The organism is Maribellus mangrovi, assembly GCF_037646455.1.
Taxonomy (GTDB): domain Bacteria; phylum Bacteroidota; class Bacteroidia; order Bacteroidales; family Prolixibacteraceae; genus Draconibacterium; species Draconibacterium mangrovi_A.
In genome coordinates this window covers 103,629-123,325 of record NZ_JBBIXN010000002.1, presented here as the reverse complement: position 1 = coordinate 123,325, position 19,697 = coordinate 103,629, and the positions used below count along the sequence as shown (strand labels likewise).

At 42.3% G+C, this 19,697-nt stretch carries 15 protein-coding genes; 7 read left to right on the top strand and 8 right to left on the bottom strand.

All coding sequences use genetic code 11. From position 1 onward, the window contains the following. The first annotated feature begins 94 nt into the window (after positions 1 to 94). Positions 95 to 424 carry a chorismate mutase gene (locus WFY05_RS08535; RefSeq protein ID WP_340112383.1) on the top strand — a complete coding sequence of 110 codons (330 nt, stop codon included), beginning with the start codon at positions 95 to 97 and terminating at the stop codon, positions 422 to 424. Positions 425 to 431: 7 nt separating this feature from the next. Next, on the top strand, positions 432 to 1,382 hold the full coding sequence (locus WFY05_RS08530; RefSeq protein WP_340112382.1) for an aldolase catalytic domain-containing protein: 951 nt from the start codon (positions 432 to 434) through the stop codon (positions 1,380 to 1,382). Positions 1,383 to 1,438: 56 nt separating this feature from the next. Here WFY05_RS08530 and WFY05_RS08525 read toward each other — a convergent pair whose 3' ends face one another. Then, complete coding sequence (locus WFY05_RS08525) at positions 1,439 to 2,371, bottom strand: PorP/SprF family type IX secretion system membrane protein (protein ID WP_340112381.1); 933 nt, start codon at positions 2,369 to 2,371, stop codon at positions 1,439 to 1,441. Positions 2,372 to 2,385: 14 nt separating this feature from the next. After that, a complete protein-coding gene (locus WFY05_RS08520; RefSeq protein WP_340112380.1) occupies positions 2,386 to 4,497 on the bottom strand; it encodes a PKD domain-containing protein in 2,112 nt (703 codons plus the stop codon). Between the two features lie 238 nt (positions 4,498 to 4,735). Here WFY05_RS08520 and WFY05_RS08515 point away from each other — a divergent pair, with 238 nt between their 5' ends. The 5 genes from WFY05_RS08515 (at position 4,736) to WFY05_RS08495 (ending at position 13,531) form a co-directional block, all read left to right on the top strand. After that, entirely contained in the window at positions 4,736 to 6,952 is a 2,217-nt protein-coding gene (locus WFY05_RS08515; protein WP_340112379.1) for a S9 family peptidase, read from the top strand. A gap of 74 nt (positions 6,953 to 7,026) precedes the next feature. Beyond that, entirely contained in the window at positions 7,027 to 7,626 is a 600-nt protein-coding gene (locus WFY05_RS08510) for a DUF502 domain-containing protein (protein WP_340112378.1), read from the top strand. A 148-nt stretch (positions 7,627 to 7,774) separates the two neighbouring features. Then, positions 7,775 to 8,932 (top strand): efflux RND transporter periplasmic adaptor subunit, encoded by a 1,158-nt coding sequence (locus WFY05_RS08505; RefSeq protein WP_340112377.1) that lies wholly within the window; start codon positions 7,775 to 7,777, stop codon positions 8,930 to 8,932. 10 nt (positions 8,933 to 8,942) lie between these two features. Continuing rightward, on the top strand, positions 8,943 to 12,104 hold the full coding sequence (locus WFY05_RS08500; protein WP_340112376.1) for an efflux RND transporter permease subunit: 3,162 nt from the start codon (positions 8,943 to 8,945) through the stop codon (positions 12,102 to 12,104). Positions 12,105 to 12,127: 23 nt separating this feature from the next. Further along, positions 12,128 to 13,531: an efflux transporter outer membrane subunit gene (locus tag WFY05_RS08495; RefSeq protein WP_340112375.1), complete on the top strand. Its 1,404-nt coding sequence runs from the start codon at positions 12,128 to 12,130 to the stop codon at positions 13,529 to 13,531. A gap of 71 nt (positions 13,532 to 13,602) precedes the next feature. Here the strand turns inward: WFY05_RS08495 and WFY05_RS08490 are convergent, their stop codons facing one another. From WFY05_RS08490 to WFY05_RS08465, 6 genes are all read right to left on the bottom strand, one after another. After that, complete coding sequence (locus WFY05_RS08490) at positions 13,603 to 14,481, bottom strand: tetratricopeptide repeat protein (protein ID WP_340112374.1); 879 nt, start codon at positions 14,479 to 14,481, stop codon at positions 13,603 to 13,605. Positions 14,482 to 14,578: 97 nt separating this feature from the next. Then, positions 14,579 to 15,640, bottom strand: coding sequence for a hypothetical protein (locus WFY05_RS08485; RefSeq protein ID WP_340112373.1), 1,062 nt, complete (start codon positions 15,638 to 15,640; stop codon positions 14,579 to 14,581). A gap of 59 nt (positions 15,641 to 15,699) precedes the next feature. Next, positions 15,700 to 16,419 (bottom strand): alpha/beta fold hydrolase, encoded by a 720-nt coding sequence (locus WFY05_RS08480; protein ID WP_340112372.1) that lies wholly within the window; start codon positions 16,417 to 16,419, stop codon positions 15,700 to 15,702. Beyond that, entirely contained in the window at positions 16,419 to 17,507 is a 1,089-nt protein-coding gene (locus tag WFY05_RS08475; protein WP_340112371.1) for an SGNH/GDSL hydrolase family protein, read from the bottom strand. Before WFY05_RS08475 ends, WFY05_RS08480 begins: the two co-directional genes overlap by 1 nt. Positions 17,508 to 17,581: 74 nt before the next feature. Further along, positions 17,582 to 17,875, bottom strand: coding sequence for a 4a-hydroxytetrahydrobiopterin dehydratase (locus WFY05_RS08470; protein WP_340112370.1), 294 nt, complete (start codon positions 17,873 to 17,875; stop codon positions 17,582 to 17,584). Positions 17,876 to 17,988: 113 nt separating this feature from the next. Then, the gene (locus WFY05_RS08465) at positions 17,989 to 19,659 is read right to left on the bottom strand and encodes an FAD-dependent oxidoreductase (protein WP_340112369.1); all 1,671 of its coding nucleotides are present in this window, start codon (positions 19,657 to 19,659) and stop codon (positions 17,989 to 17,991) included. Positions 19,660 to 19,697 lie beyond the last annotated feature (38 nt).

Genomic DNA, 19,697 nt, shown 5'->3' with positions numbered 1-19,697 from the left:
TACAGGCCAATAGCTTCAATTTGTTATTTATTTGAGAAAAATATTCCGTTATTTATGGCGACAGCAAATCGGGAAATTGATTTAAACATCAACTATGATGAACCTAAAAAATCCGAATCAGTGTAATTCGCTCGAAGAGCTACGTATTGAGATTGACAAAATTGATCATCAGGTTGTTCGCCTGCTCGCAGAACGGTTAAAGTATGTTGAGGCCGTTGTAGATTTTAAGAACGACGAAGAAGGTGTGATTGCCGCAGAACGCAAGGATTTTGTTATCCGTCAGCGCGGTGAATGGGCTCAGGAAAATGGTCTGGATCCGATTACAATTAAACAAATGTACACGGTGCTGATTGACCGAAACATACAACATGAGTTGGAATTACTGAATAACAAAATTAAACAAACCGGAACTGAAAGTAAATAACAAAATTATGTATAAAGCTGATATAAAAGTGATGGACTGCACCGTTCGCGATGGTGGATTGATGAACAAATGGCAGTTTAGCGATGAATTTGTAAAAGCTGTTTATAAAGCCTGTGTTGAATCGGGTGTCGATTACATGGAAATTGGCTATAAAAGCAGCGAATCTGCGTTTTCAAGAGACGAGGTGGGCCCGTGGAAATTTTGCGAAGATAAAGATTTACGACGGGTTGTTGGCGATAACAACACCAAGCTAAAGCTTTCGGCAATGGCGGATATTGGCCGCATTGCTCCGGAAGATATTCCACCCAAAGAAGAAAGTTTACTCGATATGATTCGGGTTGCCTGCTACGTTCATCAGGTGGATAAAGCTGTGTGGCTGGCCGAACATTGCATGGATAAAGGCTACGAAGTTACTATCAACCTCATGGCGGTTTCAAAAGTAAACGAGTCGGAATTGGATGAAGCTTTGGCGGATCTGGCGAAATCGAAAGTGCCTGTTATTTATGTAGTTGATAGTTTCGGAAGTCTGTATTGCGAAAGTATTGAACGTCTGGTAAAAAAGTACAAAGCTGCTCTTCCCGGAAAAGAATTAGGAATACATGCCCACAACAACATGCAACTGGCAATGTCGAATACCATTACAGCACTGATGAACGATACAACCATGCTCGATTCTACTTTACTTGGGATGGGACGTGGAGCCGGAAACTGCCCTACCGAAACGCTAATTGCTTTCCTGAAAAATCCGAAATACCGTTTGTTGCCATTGCTGGACGCCATTCAAAATCATGTTAAACCATGGCAGGATAAAATCGACTGGGGTTATCATATTCCCTACCTTATTACGGGTGCTTTGAATGAACACCCAAGAAGTGCTATGAAATGGATGGACTCGGAGCAAAAAGATGATTTTGTTTCTTTTATGAAAGAAATGCACGATTACGAACTATTGGAATAAATTATTGAATAAATTTTGAAAAGACGTCCTTTCTTTATGGAGGACGTTTTTTTGCCTTAGTTGTACCAGATATAATTGGTTTGCCTGGTAAGGCTAAGCGGTATTCGATATTCCAGAATGAATTCGTGTGTGCTGTTACCGTTTAGTTCAACTCCAAAATTGAAATCGTAAGTATATCCGATTCGTAGATTTCGGCTGATGTTTAATCCTGTAATCAGTGTAATTTGATTGGATGAGCGATAAGTCAGACCCAAATCGACAAGTTCCCTGGGCCCTTTTTGCAATCCGGTTGGCATTTTGATTCGTATGATTCCGGTGCCTTCAAAAATAGTTACATTGTTTCTTCTTGAAAGCTGTATACCGGCTGTAAGGTTATACAACTCCGAGTCGGTATTTTTATACAAGGCATAAATATATTGGTGATTGGTGATCAAATATTCATCATCGGGTTTCCAAAGTGCAAACAGATGCGCGGTTGAAAGCCCGGCAATAAAGTTTTTTCCTTCGAGTTCAGCTCCAAAATTGGCATCCGGCGACGTAAAACGCTGGTCGGTATAATCCAATGCCGGATCACTCACAACTTCGGGATCGTATGCAGCGGCATTTAATGTTCGGGTGTAAACTCCCGCCGCCAGACCAAACGAAAGATCCAGATATTCTTTTAGCCCAACACGATAAGCGTACTGAATAGTTGGATTAAATGCGTTAGTTAGTCCAATCTCATCGCGGATGACTGAAATACCAAATGCTGAGTTTTGTTTCTCAGAAAAGCCTGAAGCCTGAAAATTATAAACAGTAGGCGAACCGTCTATACCTGTCCATTGTTTTCTGTAATTCGAGAAAAAGTAGATGTAACCTGGGCGGGCGATGGATGCGGGATTGTAATTAGCACGATTGTACCAGTGACTGGTTGTACCCAATTCGGTTTGAGCAATACTCTGTATACTCATTAACAGGATTCCGGCAAAAAATAGTAATCGTCTTTTCATCGTATTTGCCGGATTTATCGAACCAGTGTAATATAACCTTTTCTAACCTGACTGTTTTCGTCAAAATCGATGTATCTCAGAACATAAAAATAGGTGTCCGGATCGGCAGGTTTTCCCTGATAGTATCCGTCCCAGCCCTCTCGTCCTGTATAGAAAATTACGCCATGCCTGTCGAAAACTTCAATATCATAACCAGGCATAAACAGGTCGTTGATTCCATCGTTGTTGGGTGTAAAAACATTCGGAACAAACGGTTCAACAATCACCTCTGTTGCTTTTTTTGTGAAACAACCGGCATCATTGCTTGCCATGATATTCACTGGAAATGCTTTTAACTCCGACGAAAGTGTGTAACTATGTGTAAACTGAGAACCAATGGAGGTCGTTCCATCACCCATGTTCCAGTTGTATATCAGATTGCTGTCGGAACTGGCAACACAATCCACCACATTATATCGCTTGTTAATCGTGGCAGGAGAAACGGAAAAATCGAATTCAGGATTTTTTACTTCCAGAACGTCAATGCTGAGTTCCTTTTCACATCCCCGTGCATTCTTTCCGGTAACATTATACGTTCCGCCACTGCTAATATTTATGTTAGCATTGGAAGAACCGGTACTCCAATCGTAATCTACTGCACCAAATGCCGAAAGTGTATCGGTGTCTCCGGTGCAAAGATTACTGTCGCCTGCCAATTCAAAATGCCAATCGGGTTCTTCCGAAATACTAAAAAAGCTGGTATCTGAAATACAGCCGTCTGATGAAAAGCCAAGTAACCAGTACTTGTTTTCCGGGGCACGAAAAGATAAAGATGGCGACAAAGCTCCCGTACTCCATTCATAACTGTATGCGCCATATGCGGTAAGTTCGGTTTCCAAATCGGGGCAATAGGTTGTATCTCCATGAAATCCAACCAATGCAGGCGAAAAGGATTCAACAGTTTTGTAAATGGTATCAGTGCACCCCGAAGGTGGATTATAAATAATCAGTCCCACTTTGTGTAATCCGGATGTTGCAAATTTGTGTATTAAGCTTTCCTGAGTTAATATGGTGTCTTCTAAATCCCAGGAATATTTTAACGATCCGTTGTTGGTAGAAGATTCATTTATAAACTCCACCTCATTTGATTCACAATCAATCTTATTCCACGAGAAACCAGCCTGAGGTTCGTAGCGGGCAATGGTTGACGAAAGGCTCACCTCGCAACCGGTTTCCGATTCCATGGTGCAGTAATACAGATCGCCTTCGTTCGGGTTTTCCACCAACAAATCTTGCGCCTCACCAACAATCGTGGTTTTGTCATCATGCAACCACTGGTAGGTTTGAAATCCATCGGGGGCTTCCAGAGTCGCATGTGAATCATCGGTGCAATAATCTACTGTAATGTATAAAGGCATGTAATCGACAACAAAATAGGCATATCCGTAATGGTAGTGACCGGTGCAATCGGCCGTTAAAAACTCAATCGTAATATCTTGTCCGATATATGCACTTAGATCTGCTCCAACAGTTGTCCAATCCCTCCACTTTACAGGAGTATGCGCTTCTGTAGGTGCATAAGTCTGAAATTCGGCATCCATATTTCCTGAAGAAAAAACATCGTAATTCGAACAGTCATCAATGGTATTATCATCCCTATCGTACAATGTTAGCTGGAAATGCGGTTCCATTTCACTGATGTTATCATGCGATGTTGAGTACTGTAGCACACAGGCAAACTTCATCAGCAAAAAAGCATTTGATTCGTCCACCTTCATGGTATAGCGCAAACTTTGCTGCCAGCAACGTGGACTGGCATCACGCGATATCTCGCATCCCAAACGGGCAGAATAATTGTAACCGTCGGGAATCATTTTTAAAGCACCGCCTGTATTTGCATCGTATGCCGATTTGTCAGAAATAATTACATGACGCCGCGACGTTGGAATCACAGCCGCAGCCGGTGTGGTGTTAAAACTCGAAGGTACATCGGATGCAGTACTGTATCTCCACTGATATCCCACCCAGCCATCAAAATCTCCCGATTCAAAACCAATGTTTTCCCTGCCTACCTGTTGAGCATTCAACGGTACACAAAAAACAACGAGAAAACTAACCAGGAAAAAAAATGAAACAGGTCCCCTCATAAACTCAAGCGCATTGCAGTATCGAAATACAGACAGTTGTTCGTGTTATATCCTACCAAACGGCAGTTCTTATTAATACTTGTAAAGTTACAATTTCCCTACTTTTTTTATCGGGCAAATTTTGTCGCATCAAAATAGGGATTTATATCTACTTTTTTACGACTCGAATAATGGATAAACTTTTTCTATTTTTGTTGAGTTGAAAACAGAAATCTTAAAATATATAATCATAAATTTTATGAAAAGGATATTGATCTTATTGTTGATTGCAGTTGCTTTTTCGCTTGCTGCACAAGAGAACTCAAAAATTACACTTGAAGATATTTTTGTAAAGGGTACATTTCGTGCCCAAACCGTTGACGGTCTGAAATCGATGAACGACGGCATGCATTACACCACCATGGAGCAAGGCGTTCGCATTGTAAAATACAGTTATAAAACCGGCGAAGAAGTGGCGGTACTACTCGATGTTTCAAAACTTGAAGACTCCCCCATTTCATCGTTTCAGGATTATGAATTAAGCGAAGATGAAACAAAAATTTTACTGACCACCAACAAAAAAGAAATTTACAGGCATTCCTTCACCGCCCAATATTATGTGTGGAACTCGGTGACCGAAGAGCTTACAGCGCTTTCGGATGATGGTCCGCAGCAAGGCGCCATTTTTTCACCCAATGGCGACCGTATTGCCTATGTTCGCAACAACAACATTTTTATCAAGAACCTGAAATTCGGAAGTACCAGCCAGGCCACTTTTGATGGTGAAAAGAATAAAATCATTAATGGCTTACCCGATTGGGTTTACGAGGAAGAATTTGGAGATTTTACCGCGCCAACCGGATTTAACCGATCGATGTGGTGGTCGCCAAACAGCGAATTTCTGGCGTACGTTAAGTTCGATGAAAGCGAAGTTCCTGAGTTTTCAATCCCAATTTATGCGGGCATGGCTCCTACTCACGAGGAGTTCAAACTCTACCCCGGAGAGAATACTTATAAATATCCGAAAGCCGGCGAAAAGAACTCAACGGTTCAGGTGATGAGTTATGAGATTAAAACAAAAATGAGTATTCCAGTAAGCATTGGCGAAGAGACCAACATTTACATCCCCCGCTTAAAATGGACGCCGGAAAACGATCTTGTTGTGATGCGACTAAATCGCTGGCAAAATCAGCTGGATGTTTTATATGCCAATCCATATACCGGTGAAACTCGTGAAGTGATGACTGAGAAAAACGCCCGATATATTGACGTGAATTTCTTAAATACATTTACTTATCTCGACAATGGAAATTTTGTGGTTTTGAGCGAGCGGAACGGATGGTCGCATCTGTTCTTATACGATAAAGAAGGTATTGAGATCGGACCGATCACCGAAGGAAACTTTGATGTAACGGCATTTTATGGATACGATCCTGATAAAGAAGTTTACTACTACCAGGCAGCAGCCGAATCACCATTGCAACGCGAGGTATACTACATCGGTGAAGATAAAGAAGAGCGAGGGAAAATTTCGACTTTGGAGGGCACTAACCGGGCTGATTTTAGTGCGAATTTTAGTTATTACGTCAACTATTATAATAGTGCTACAGTACCGAATTACACTACCCTGCATGAAACCAAAAAGAACGAACAGCTTCGTTATCTTCAGGACAATACGGTTTTGAAGAATACCGTGAAATCGATGAACATTCCTCAAAAGGAATTTTTCACTTTCACTACATCAGAAGGTTTAGAATTGAACGGATACATGATCAAACCTGCTGATTTTGATTCCTCGAAAAAATATCCGGTGTTTATGACGCAGTATAGCGGTCCAAATTCGCAAAGTGTCAGCGATTCGTGGGGCCGCGGAGTTGGCTGGAACGAATACCTTGCACAGGAAGGTTTCCTGGTGGTATGTGTCGATCCGCGGGGAACTGCCGCACGTGGCGAAGATTTCAGGAAAGTAACTTACATGCAGTTGGGAAAATATGAATCGGACGATCAGGTGGAAGCTGCCAAATACCTTACAAGGCTCCCTTATGTTGACGCGGAGAACATAGCTATTTTTGGATGGAGTTACGGAGGTTTCATGACTTTACTGACCATGGAAAAAGGTGGCGATCTTTTTAAAGCCGGTATCGCTGTTGCTCCGGTCACCAGTTGGCGTTTTTACGATACGGTTTATACCGAGCGTTACATGCGCACCCCGCAGGTAAATGCCGAGGGCTACGACGAAAATTCACCACTCTACCATGCCGGAGACATAAAAGGCAAGCTGCTGATCATCCATGGTTCGGCCGACGATAACGTGCACGCTCAGAACACTTACGAAATGACCGAAAAAATGGTTCAGGCCGGCGTTCAGTTCGATATGGCCATCTACACCAACCGCGATCACGGCATCCGGGGTGGAAACACAACAATGCACCTTTATACCAAAATGACCAACTTTTTGAAGGATCTTCTTCAATAATAAATGCAGATAGCTGCCTGATTTTTTCGGAAAAGATTTATTTTCACTGAAGGTTGAAACTAAATCGAAAACAAATGAAAAAGTTAGGCAGTTATTTTTTTCAGGGAATTATACTTGTAGCCCCGATTGCTATTACCATTTATATTTTGTACGCCGTTTTTGTGCGTATCGACGGTTGGTTGGTGCATAATCTCGAACCGCTGATTGGCTTTTACGTTCCCGGGCTTGGTATACTTTTCCTGCTGGTTTCAATAACACTGCTTGGTTTTATCGGGCAAACAGCACTGGTGCGCCCCATAAAAAATCTGGCCGGAAAACTTATCAGGCGGATTCCTTTGTTGAATCTCTTATATTCTGCACTAAACGATCTGTTTTCGGCCTTTGTAGGCAACGAAAAGAAATTTAACGTGCCTGTAAAGGTGCTTTTTAACCGTGAAAACAATCTGTGGAAACTTGGTTTCATTACCAAAGATTCGCTCGAAGAATTTGGTCTTGAAGAGATGACAGCCGTTTATTTTCCGCATTCCTACAATTTTTCGGGTGAACTGTATCTTGTTCATCGCGACCGTGTTCAACCGGTTTCTGTTTCGCCTGCTGAGGCCATGAAATTTGTGGTGTCGGCCGGAGTTACACGAATTGAAAAAATTGATAAGATTACCGCGCAGAACGATTAAATTTATTTTGAGTGTTGATAGATTTTAAATGGTGACTTATGAAACCGAGTCAATTTTAATCGATACAAAATGGAATTATTAAACAATAATTCTGCATAAATCATTTATATTGCATACACGTTTAATTCGACTTTAAATACTCAATAAAATGCGTAGACCAAACTTTTTAAAAGGCACATTGATCTTTGTTTTAGTTTCCGCCGCCTTTATCATGGGCTGTAACAAAGACAATCAAAAGCAAATGCCTCCGGCTGAGATCAAAGTAGTAGAAGCAGTTCAAAAAGACATTGTCGACAAAATTGATTTTGTTGGTGAGGTGTACGGATATCAGGACATCTCGATACGTGCACGTGTACCCGGTTTTTTAGAAGGGATACATTTTCGTGAAGGATTTCCGGTAAAAAAAGGACAGTTACTTTACACCATCGATCAACAGGCATATCTTGCTGAAGTGGCTGCAAAACAAAGTGCACTTGCCGAAGCAAAATCGAGATTTGCCAAAGCAAAGAGCGACCTTGAACGCTACAAGCCGCTTGCCGAATCGAATGCAGTGAGCCAGGCTGATTTGGATGCTGCCCAGCTTCAATTCGAGGCTGCCCAATCCATGGTAGAGGCCGCCGAGGCTAACCTGGAGATTTCAAAAATTAATTTAAGTTACACCCAGGTTCGGTCACCCATCGACGGAATTATTGGAAAGTCGCTTTCCAGGGTCGGCGAACTGGTCGGACAGCCACCTCATGTAATGTTGAATACTGTATCGAAAATTGATGAAATATTTGTGGAGTTTTTTCTTCCCGAAAATCAGTATTTACAGCTCGTAAAAAAAGTGACCACTGGAGAAGAGATTTTTGATGAAAGTCGCTACACAAATGATAATCTCGAGCTAGTATTAGCGGATGGAAGTATTCACGATCACACAGGGCACGTTACATTTATCGACCGTGGTGTGAACAGCAGCACCGGAACAATTCTTATACAAACCCAATTCGAAAATCCGCAGCAGATTATCCGGCCCGGTCAATATGCAAAGGTTCGCATTCCGGTCACTCATAGCAGTGCAGTTATAATTCCACAGCAATGCGTAAAGGAATTGCAGGGGCAATATTCGGTTTTTGTGGTAAATACCGATAACAAGGTAGAAACCCGGCCGATTACCGTAGACACCACAATCGGTGATCTTTGGTTAATCGACGAAGGTTTAAGTGCCGGAGATAAAGTGGTATTGGAGGGCATTCAGAAAGTAAGAAACGGAATGACGGTTTCGCCTGTTCTTGTTGATTACGAAAGCCAGGTAAGTTCAAATTAAAACGGAAGATATGTCGGAAAGTAAAGGTAACTTTTTTGTACACAGGCCAATCGTTGCGATGGTGATCGCCATTGTGATTGTGATCGTTGGCTTTGTTATGCTCAGCGGTCTTCCAATTGAACAATACCCTAACCTTACGCCTCCCATAGTGCAGGTTCGGGGAACATACACTGGTGCCAATGCACTAAATGTGGAAGAATCGATGGCCACTCCGCTCGAACAACAAATCAACGGAGTGGATAACATGATCTACATGAAATCGACCAACGCAAATGACGGGTCGATGGCGATACAAATATCCTTTGAAGTGGGTACCGATCCGGATATGAATACAGTTTTGGCACAGAACCGTGTTTCGGCAGCTACGGCCAAACTTCCCGAATCGGTAAAAAAGTTTGGTGTAACAACTGAAAAATCATTACCGAATGTGCTGATGTTAATTACACTGACTTCGGACGGACGTTACGATCAGGATTTTTTAGGTAATTACGCGCTTATAAATATTAAAGATCAGCTGGCACGATTAAAAGGAATCGGACGGGTGAATGTAATCGGAGCTTCCGATTATTCCATGCGTATTTGGGTAAAACCCGATCGGTTGGCGGCCATTGGTATAACCATTCCCGAAATTCTGAATGCGATTAACCAGCAAAATGCAATTGTGCCGGGTGGAAAATTCGGAGCAGAGCCTGCCCCGCCCGGAACTGAATTTACCTACACAGTTCGTATGCCTGAGCGATTTAATTCGCCCGAGGAATTTGGTGAGATCATCATTCGCACCGAATCGGATGGTTCGCAGGTAAAACTCAGGGATATTGCCACCATAAAACTGGGTGTTGAAACGTACAGCGCATTCACCCGTTTAAATGGAGAAGAATGTTCAATTATTGCTCTCTACCAGGCGCCGGGGTCCAATGCTGTTGAACTGGCATCTCAGGTTCAGGAAGAGATCAAAAGATTATCGGGCTCCTTCCCCGAAGGTGTAAAATACGATGTTTCGCTCGATTCCACGGCAGCTATCAATGCCGGTATCAGCGACATTGTTGAAACATTAATTATAGCCCTTGCTTTGGTTATCCTGGTCGTGTTTATTTTTATCCAGGACTGGCGAGCTACTTTGATTCCCACGATCGCTATTCCGGTTTCACTGGTTGGTGCTTTTATCTTCTTCCCAATGTTGGGATTTACCATAAACGTACTTTCATTACTTGGATTAGTGCTGGCCATCGGTATTGTAGTTGACGACGCCATTGTGGTGGTTGAAGCCGTTCAGGTAAACATTTCACACGGAATGAATCCCAAAGAGGCGACGCTCGATGCCATGCGAAAGGTAACTGCCCCGGTTATTGCCACAACTCTTGTACTTGTTGCCGTATTTATTCCTGTTGCAGGAATGGCTGGAATTACGGGACGTTTGTACCAGCAATTTGCCATCACCATTGTAGTTTCGGTAATTGTGTCGTCAGTAAACGCTTTATCGCTTAGTCCGGCTTTAGCTTCCCTATTGCTAAAAGAACCCAAGCCTTACAAAGGTCCGTTGGGCTGGTTTTTTGGTAAATTCAATAAATGGATGGGGAAATCCACCGACACCTACATGAGTTTTACAAGTGTGGTGACACGGAAGATTAAAAGAGGAGTAGTTTTCATACTTGTTCTGAGCGTTGGAATGGTAATCTTCGGTAAACTGGTTCCCGGAGGCTTTATTCCTGAGGAAGACATGGGCTATTTCTTTGTGAACATGCAATTACCCGATGCAGCTTCCCTGCAACGTTCGGATGTAGTTGCCAAACAAATTGAAGATATTTTGGCCGAATACCCCGAAGTGGAATACGTAACCAACGCAACCGGTTTTAGCATGTTATCCGGTTCGATGGCTACCAACACGGGTTTTATGTTTGTTAGCCTTATAAATTGGGACGAACGCGAAAAAACAGCAAAAGACCTTATTCAGGAGATCAATGTACGATTGGCGTTAACGGTTAAAGGCGCCCAGGCCTTTGCTTTTGGTCCACCTGCAATACCCGGATTAGGTAACGGATCGGGCTTTAGCATTATGTTGCAGGATCGCGGAGGAAATACACCTGACTACCTGGCTGCAAACTCCATGAAATTTATCCAGGCAGCCAATCAACGCGAAGAGATATCAAATGCCTTCACAACATTCCAGGCCAGCGTTCCGCAACGTTACATGAATATCGACAAAGAAAAAGCACTTAAGATGGGCATTTCGCTCAACGATCTTTATACTACCGTGGGAGCATTTATGGGAGGCGCCTATGTGAACGATTTTACGCGTTTTGGGCGGCTTTATAAAACCTACATTCAGGCTGAACATGAATACCGTGTTTCAGAGCGCGACATCAACAGCTTCTTTATTAAAAATCGAAATGGGGAAATGATCCCTCTGGCAACGTTGACAACGATTGAGCCTATCTCAGGACCGGAATATACCAACCGTTTCAACCTCTATCGAGCTGTTGAAGTTACTGGTGCTCCGGCTCCCGGATATACTTCGAAACAGGCCATGGATGCCCTTGAGCAAGTGGCAGCAGAAGTGCTTCCGGCCGATATGGGCTACCAGTGGAACGCCATGTCGTACCAGGAAAAGAAGGCTTCCGGCTCGCTGGGTATCATTATGATATTCTCGCTACTTTTCGTATTTCTGATTCTGGCAGCGCAGTATGAAAGTTGGTCGTTACCATTTAGTATTTTGTTGGGAACGCCATTTGCTATTTTCGGAGCACTATTCGCTCTATGGGCTGCGAGGTTTATGAGTGTATCTTTCGAAAACAACATCTTCGCGCAGGTGAGCTTCGTGATGCTGATCGGTATGGCAGCGAAAAATGCCATTCTGATCGTTGAGTTCGCAAAAGAGGAATTTGACAAAGGAAAAAGCCTTTTCGATGCGGCTATTGAAGCTGCACGGTCCCGGTTCAGACCGATTTTAATGACAGCCTTTTCATTCATCCTGGGAATTTTGCCATTAGTCGTTGCATCCGGATCGGGTGCCGAAGCCCGGAAAGTAATGGGAGTGGCGCTACTAGGTGGAATGGTTATCGCCACGCTGCTTGGAGTCTTCCTCTACCCCATGTTATTTGTCTTTATTGGGAAAGTGGCCAAATATGAGAAGAAACGTGATGCCTTAGCTCAAAAAATCAATGCAAAAAAATGAAGCACATCATGGAAGTACAAAAAATGAAACATATAAAATCAGCAAATCTTATTCTGCTGTTAATTAGCGCTTTTATTTTAAGCAATTGTATGGTAGGTCCTAACTTTCAGAAAGTGGAAACAGAAACGCCGGAAACATATCGGACGATGGACCACGCCGTGGATTCAGTAAACCTGCCCGATTACAATGCTATTTTTAAGGATACAATTCTACTGGCATTGATTGATTCGGCATTGAAAAATAATTTCGATTTACAAATTGCTGTTTCGCGAATAAACGAAGCAAGAGCCTATCTGGGAATGGCTGAGTCCGATTTGATGCCTTCAATAAGTGTTGGAGGAAATGGGGCGTTCGGAAACACTTTGGGTAGTTTTCCAACGGGACAATCGGCCGATGCTTGGTTTTCAGCATCGGCAAATGTGAATTGGGAACTGATATTCTGGGGTAAATACCGCCGGGCAAGTGAAGCTGCACAAGCCGAACTTGCGGCCACAGAATACGGCTATCGGGCAATTGAACTGAGCCTGATCGCGCAAGTGGCCAATACTTATTATTCGCTGCTCGATTACAAGAAACGTTTGATTGTTGCTGAGCGAACACTGAAAACACGTACTGAATTTCTGAACATTATTCAGCAACGTTACGATAAAGGAATTGTTCCTGAAATTGATTTGAATCAGGCCCAGGTACAGGAAGCAACTGCAGCAGCTTCAATCCCTGTTTATACACGTTCAGTAGCTTTTACCGAAAATGCATTAAGCGTACTTATCGGTGAAAATCCACAGGAGATCGTCACCAGTTATACGATCGACGATTTGGTAGCACCGGACAGCATACCCGTTGGTCTGCCTTCCCAGCTGCTCGAACGCCGCCCCGATATTCTGGAAGCCGAACAGCTTTTTAAGGCACAGAATGCGCGTATAGGAGTTGCACAGGCCATGCGTTTCCCGTCGATCAGTCTCACGGGATTATTGGGACTGGCCAGCACCGATTTGTCGGCTTTTAATGCCAACGATGCACTGATGGGATCGGTAGGTGCCGGTTTATTTGGACCGATCTTTCAGTTCGGTAAAAATAAAAGACGGGTAGATGCCGAGCGTGAACGCACGGAACAAATGCGATTGAATTACGAAAAAGCAGTACTATCGGCATTCCGCGAAACCGAGGATGCCTTGATTAACATTCACACGCTGGAACAGGAAATTGTTGAAATAGAAAAACAACTTAAGGCTTCAAGTAACGCCTCTTTACTATCGAGACAGCGATATGATGGAGGAATTACCAGTTACCTGGAAGTACTGGATGCCGAACGTACTTTATTCCAGATCGAACTTTATTATTCTGAATTGCAAAACCGACGTTTAACGGCTTACACCGATTTGTATAAAATATTGGGTGGCAGTTGGCCGGAGAAACCTACCGAATAGCCTTTAATGACTATTAAACAGTTTCAGGCAGCGTACAGAGTTACTTTTTGTACGCTGTTTGTTTTATTAAATTATTGCTTTATATACTTCTTATAATACTCAGCCTTTTCCTCGTTGCCAAAACGGGCGTAGATATTGGCAAAATAGGCAGCATATTCTTTTCCCGGATTTTGTTTCCAGAGTTTTTTAAGGTAAGGCAACGCCTTTTTAAAATCGGCAGTTACTTTGTCCAGTTCTTCCAATAGAATACGGTATTGCTTGCGGGTTTTATTCTGCTCATAAGCCTTCATTTCACGATCGTAGCGGTTTTGACCGGCCCAGTAGTACTTTTTTGCCATACGTTCGAGCGCATCCGGTTGATCGGGATTGATCTTTAATATTTCTGTAGCTACAGAGTCCGCAATGGCTTCATTTTCCAATTTCTCGTTTATTACCAGGTAGTTTACCAGGTGATTTTCGGTATTCTTTTCGCTCGCACTCATCTCATCCCAGGCATTTTCAGCTTTCTCAAATTCATCAATTTCTGAATAGATTGAAAACAAACGGGTATTCACTTCCGAATTTTCAGTACCATAATTCTCAGTGTAGTATTCCAGGGCCGAAAGTTCTTTTGAAATGTTATCCTGATTACGATAAATTGCTCCCAAAGTCTGATACATATCGGCGCTGGAAAAGCTTTTATAACGTGCCTGATCGAACCACGAAATGGCTTGTTCTGTTTGTCCTGCTTTGTACGCTGTTTGTGCTGCTTTTGCAAACTCTGCTCCTGTAACTTCTTCTATCGAAGTTTGATCCAGGTAACTTTTCCACGCTTTAAATGCCTGGGAATGATCACCTGCATTTTCAAAGTTTTCTGCATTGGATTTCAGGGTAGTCAACTGACTGGTTGAAGAACATCCGGCAAGAAAAATCAGGACAACAAGTCCTAATAAAAGAATATTAAATCGCATAGTTTTTGTTTTGGAAGGCTAAAACTAAATAATTAATTCCAAACAGGACTTTCCTGCTCGTTCAATCATTTAAATAAAAGAAAGATATAACTTAATCCTAATTTTTGCTTTCAATATTTCGTTCGGCCATTTCGAGTAGTGCATCCTGAACGACAGGATTTGTAAGTACATAATCGTGTCCCATACGTTTCATGTCGTCTTTGGTAATTATACCTTTTATGTTCGAAACGCTTACAAAGTCGGGCAGCTTATCCGGATCTTTTGGCCCCTTGTTGCCAATGCGGTTTTTCAGGTGCGCCACACTCGACATTTTCAACAATACATCTTTCGAATTAACGATCAATCTAACGGTGTCCACCATTTGGTCGAGATTATGAAAGGGTTCGCCTTCTTCGAAAACATCGCGCGGAGCAACGCTCCCGACAAAAATGACACTGTTATAGGTTTTTACCAGTGGGATATTCTGTTTCTCCCGTTCCACAATATAGCTACGGAACATTTCGTTAGCCATCGACGAAAATAAAATGCTGATAGTAATGTCTTTGGGATGAGTTCCCCAGTATGCGGTGTCGCTCATAAACTCGTCGAGCATGTGCTGAAAAATGGCAAAATCGGCGGCACCTCGTTTCGACACCTTCAAAGCGTGGTAATAACGGTAAGCCTTATCCTCCGTTCCCCAGGCAAAAACACTTATTGATGCTTTATGAAAAAGCGAATCGCCATAACTTTGTTTCAAACGCTGCATGTAATAGTTAATCTGTCTGTCGAAAGTCTTCCCATAACCTCCAACCACAATATAGAAGTTTTTAATCCCCCGTTGCAGGCGGTTATACTCATAAATATCGTACATAATATTATGCTTCACTTTTTGAGTGGGGTATTTATCCTCGAAGTTTATCGCTCTCAGGTTTAGCGAAATAGAATCGTTATCGTAGTTATAGTTACAGAAATAAAGGGTATTGGTTTGTTTGGTACTACTGTTTTTAAAGGTAAAAGTATTATCAGGATTGACTACGAGTTCACGATTGGTAAAGAAAGGTACCGTATTTATATCATCCTTTACGTTCGTATTTAAAATGGTGGTTTCGATCTGCGCTTTTAATATAACCGATGTAGCCAGAAAAATCAGCAACAATGGAAGTTTGAAATATTTTGTCATAATTCCCGGGTTAATTTTTACTTAAAAATAGGGAAAAATGATCGAATTCAAAGCCTGTTTTACTCAGATGTTTCCGTTAATATTTGATTCAGTAAATCGCTGATCAGGGCGCCTCGGGTGAGTACCATCATGTGCGAACCATCTTCGACCAGGTAATCGAAGGCCACATTTCGTGCAGGAATGGTTTTATCGAGATCACCTTGAATATGAACAATAGACTGATCAAATTCTGTGCGATCCCATTCCAAAATCATTTTCACGGTTCGCTTCATAAATTTCGGATCTTTATTGCGTAACATGGCTTTAAACGTCTTTGCATCCTTTCCCCGGTCGGGCTCAACAATGGGTTGCAGAATTTTAGCACTTGCCTTAATCACAGCCCCAGGAACGATTTCGTGAATTGGAATTACCCTTTGAAAGCGGTAACGAAACGGCAATTCTTTCCGGCTTTTGGCGCTGGAAATAAGGATCACTTTCCGAGGGTGCAGAAAATCGTTCATTTCGGTAGCCAACATGCCACCAAGTGAAACGCCGACAATCGAAAACGCTTGAGTGGTATCAATTTGTTTGGCTAATTGATGCGCAAACTCCTGCATATCCCATCCTTTTTCAGGTGTAAAATATTCGATATTCCGAACCTCATAAATCGAATCGAGGTGAATATTCTTGTACAAACGAGCATCGGCTCCCTGTCCCGGAATCAGGTAAACAACCTCTTTTTGTGCAAAAGCAGCAAAAGATACCAGGAACAATGCTATGGCAGCCAACTTTTTCAACATCACCACTTAATATTTTCTTCAATAAAAGTACACAAATGCTTAGCCATTGTTTGCTGTTCCTCGATTGTGGGATGTCCGGAACTGTTTTTAAATGGTTCAAAAAAAGTGTAAATCTTGGTATCGTTAATCTGCTTCACAGCTGCCTCAACCAGTCCAGTCCAGCGCGAACCTTCGCGTGTAGCATCCATATTCCCCAGAATACAAATGATCTGAGCATCGGGATATTCTATACGGATTGAATGCACGAAATCGGCATAACTATCAATGATAAAATCATTGGTTGGTTTCACGGTTCCGAACTGGCGTTTAAATTCTTCATGTTCAGGGCGTTCGACCAGCCACGAATCGTTCTGAAAAAGATTAAGAATCACTAAATCGGGTATATATTTCGAAAAGTCCCAGCGGCTTTCCGGATCAGCTGGATTGAGCCGGTTATACATTTCGGGCATGATCAGCGGAAACCAGCTGATAGTAATACCAATGCCACTTTTACAAATGCAACGGTATTCTGCATCGAAATGATCGGCAGTAAGTTTGGCATAACTTAAATAATTGTTGGTGAAAATGCTGTCGGAACGATCGCGCCCCGAGAAATCCTCAACAGCGTAACCTGCAGTGATGGAATTCCCATAGAATTCGATCTTACGTTCCTTTGCTTTTGGTTTTGGCAATACTTTGGCATCGCCTTCAATCTTAAAACCGTAAAAACGACTCCAGCCCCTGTCCCATTCTGTTCGCTTGAAAATCTCGATTTGGTGAGGTCCTTGATTCAGATTTTGGGCGAGGACATAATATTTCCGGACAGTATCGGGACGTAAAACAAACAGGCTGTCGTTATCGACAATCACATTGTAATAGTTATCTCCTTTTTCTTCATCGAACATGCCCGAAATACCGGTGCCAACGAAATTAAGGTGAATACTTGTTCCCGACCAGTATAATTCGGCAGCGTCGGTTTTCGAAGTATCAATTCTGCCCCAATATTGAATATCCTGGTTATCATAGTTTACATTTAATTCTTGTTCCGGAGCACAGTAAACTATTGCAGCAATTGTTAAAAACAATAGCAGTTTAAAGGTTGGAATCATAATTTACAGCTTATTTGTCATGCACCGCAAAAATACCATTTCCTGCAAAGTATTGCTCTATAAATGATGGATAATTACAGATAGCGTTTGGCTACCTTGTCTATTTTGGCAGCCAGTTCAAAATCTTTAGTAGTCAAACCACCGGCTTCATGCGTAGTTAACTCAATGTTTACTTTTTTATAGGTATTGTCCCAGTTAGGATGATGATCGGCTTTTTCAGCCATTATAGCTACTGCGGTCATAAAGGAAAAAGCTTCAGTAAAATCGGTGAAAATGAATTGGCTGCATATGCTGTTTTCTTTTAATTGCCACGATTTGTGTATTCGCGCTAACTTTTCCTGAATTTGTTGTGTTGTTAATTTTTCCATCTGTCTTCGTTTTAATTTCAGTGAATTGTCTTCTAAAAAGACTCCTGTAATTATAACAAAGTCAAGCGAGCAGTGTTTGCCGTTTCACCAACTTATAAAAAACAACAGAAGATTTAAAATGAATGATATTCCAACACCTGTCCTGCAGCCTCCAGTTCCTTTCTCAGCAGTTCATAATCCAGTTTTTGCAGATTTATTTCATTGTTTATAGCCATGCCGGCCATTACAGCAGCACTCTGTCCAAGTATCATAAACACCGGTTCCATGCGAATAGAACCATAAGCAATGTGCGAACTTGATATTGCCACCGGAACAAGCAGGTTAGTACATTCGGTTTCTTTGGGTAGTATCGATCCCATGGCAATCTGGTATGGTTGGTGCGGATGAACGCCAATATCACCTTCATTCTGAACAAAACCTTCAGAAGTAATGTAGCGCTGAACATTGTGTGAATCCATGGTATACGATCCCATTCCAATTGAATTTGGAACTGATTTGTTTCCCAAAATTTCATGTTCGGTCATTACAAAGTCGCCTACCATTCGGCGCGCCTCTCGCACATAAATCTGGTAAGGCCAGTTTCCGTTATCTGAAAACTCATCTTTGGCCAGTCCCCACTTTTGCATTTCTTCCTGAATCCCGGAGGGCACCCGTGGATCGCTTGCATAAAAATAGAGCAATCCTTTTTGATAGGCCTGATGTTCTTTGAGAATCCCGGTACGGCGCTCGTAGCTGGCCTCAGGATAATCGTAATTCATGCCAATATTGTCGAAACTAAACGGACCGTGGTTATTCACATCGGTTTTAAGGTTCGGTATCGGATCAAACTTGTTAAAGGTTTCATTCCAACCTTTGTTGAGCAACCTGACCAGCAGTTCGTACTGAGTCGAATCATAATCTATGGGTCGTTCAAAAGGAATCTGGTTTTCAGCCACTTTTGTCAGACACATTCGATAGCAATAAGCCTGCACTTTTTGATCGGCCTGACCTTTTTCTCCCGGAGGTTCTGTTGATATTCGAGGAAGTATCCCGCTATCAGGATCGCCTGGAATCATAAAAGGACTTATTTGCAGGTTCCCAAAATGATGACCATGATGCAGAACATCGGTTTGCACACCATTCCATTCCTCGTTGTAGGTTTTATTCGATTCGCGGCCTACGGCATAACTAACTCCGGCTGCAGCCATTAAATCACCTTCGTAAGTGGCATCAATGAACATTTGAGCAGAAAAAATCATTCCGTCCAAGGTTCGTATGGAAATGATTTTATTGTTTTCCAAAACAACACCGTTTTCACGGTCAAGCCACTTGTTGAGGTAACCTGTGATATTATTTTCGGCAACAAAGTCTTCAAAAATTTGCTCAGCAACATGGGGCTCAAAAATCCACATAGTTCTTTGGTTCCCATCGATTGCCAGAGTTCCCTGCCCTTTATTCCCATATTGTGCGTTGGTTTGCCACTTCCAGGCATCTTCTTTTTGATAATGCGAATAAACGCGCTGATAAAATTCGCGGGCCAAACCGCCGATTACTTCCTTATTTCCGGTATCAGTGAATCCCAATCCCGAAGAAGTCATTCCACCCAGGTGCTTTTCGGGACAAACAATAATTACCGATTTATTCAAGCGAACGCATTGCACCGCAGCCATTACTGCTGCTGAGGTACCGCCATAAATGATCACATCGGCTTGCAAGGTGTTTTTCTGTTTTTCCGGGCTACAGCCTGAACAAAGTATTAGAGCAAGCAGCAAAGAAATTACTATTTGTCTTTGGATTAGGATCATTGGTTTTGGTTGATTAAATAATAAGATTATTGTACCAT